Origin of the sequence: Streptomyces sp. NPDC002265, assembly GCF_040296125.1 — a bacterium.
Classification (GTDB): domain Bacteria; phylum Actinomycetota; class Actinomycetes; order Streptomycetales; family Streptomycetaceae; genus Streptomyces.
In genome coordinates, this window is the sequence record NZ_JBEOWS010000701.1 from 1 (window position 1) to 1,362 (window position 1,362).

A 1,362-nucleotide genomic window follows, 5' to 3' on the forward strand; every position below is an offset into this window, starting at 1 on the left:
GCATGTGGCGGGCGTGTTGTCGCTGGACGACGCGGTGAAGCTGGTGTCGGCGCGCGCCGCGCTGATGCAGGCTCTTCCCGCTGGTGGCGCGATGGCGGCGGTCCAGGCCACCGAGGACGAGGTGTTGCAGCATCTGACCGGCGAGGTCGGCATCGCGGCGCTCAACGGCCCTCGGTCCGTGGTCATTTCCGGTACAGAGGACGCGGTTGCGGCGATTGCCGAGGCGTTCGCCGCTCAGGGGCGTAAGACGTCCCGCCTGAAGGTCAGTCACGCGTTCCATTCGCCGTTGATGAACCCGATGCTGGAGCAGTTCGCGGAGGTCGTCGGCTGTCTGGTCTTCAACGAGCCCCGGATACCGGTCGTTTCGAACCTCACCGGTCGCCTGGCCGAGGCGTACACCCCCGACTACTGGGTGCGGCACGTGCGTGAAGCGGTGCGCTTCGCCGACGGTGTCCGGACCCTGCACGACCTGGGAGTGCAGACCTTCGTCGAGATCGGTCCCGGCGGTGTCCTCAGCGGCCTGGCGCAGGACTGTGTGGACGACATCGTCACCATCCCCGTACTGCGGGCAGACCGCCCCGAGCAGCAGGCAGTCGTCACCGCGCTCGCCGAACTGCACGTCAGCGGCGCCGAAGTGGACTGGCAGGCCCTCTTCCCAGGCGCTCACCGCGTTGCCCTGCCCACCTACCCCTTCCAGCGCGAGCGCTTCTGGCTGGATGCGGGCGAGGCCGCGGACGAGGGTCTGGTCGCGGCCACTCCGGCCGACGCGGCGGACTCCGGCTTCTGGGACAGCGTGGAGCGCGAGGACGCGGAGTCCCTCGCCGCGACCCTGGGCGTCGGTGCGGACGCCTCGCTGAGCGCGCTGTTGCCCCGGCTGTCCGCGTGGCGCCGTCAGCGTCGCGAGCAGTCCGTGGTCGACGGCTGGCGCTACCGCGTGACATGGAAGCCGCTCGGGCCGCTCCCTCAGCCCGGTGCCTCCGGGACCTGGCTGCTCGTCGTGGCCGACGAGAGCGAGTGGACCGCCTCCGTGCGTACCGCTCTCGGCGAGCGCGGCCTGGAACTGGTGACGCTCGTCGCCGGTCCCGGCACCGACCGCGGCACGCTGGCTCGCGAACTGGCGGGCGTCGGCCCGCTGACCGGCGTGCTGTCCCTGCTCGCCGAGGACGAGACTGCCTCGGCCGGTCACCCCGGCCTGTCGCACGGCCTCGCCGCGACCCTCTGCCTGGTGCAGGCGCTCGGCGACGCGGGTGTCGATGTCCCGTTGTGGTGCGCCACGCGCGGCGCGGTGGCCACCGGCCGCTCCGACCGCGTGGACCGTCCGCTGCAGTCGCAGGTGTGGGGCTTCGGCCGGGCGGCGGCGCT

At 72.2% G+C, this 1,362-nt stretch carries 1 protein-coding gene; it reads left to right on the plus strand.

Features of this window, described 5'->3' with window-relative positions; all coding sequences use genetic code 11:
• Nucleotides 1-13: 13 nt before the first annotated feature.
• Nucleotides 14-1,362: acyltransferase domain-containing protein (locus ABT085_RS46380; protein WP_351623269.1), on the plus strand; the 1,349-nt coding region annotated here is incomplete at its 3' end.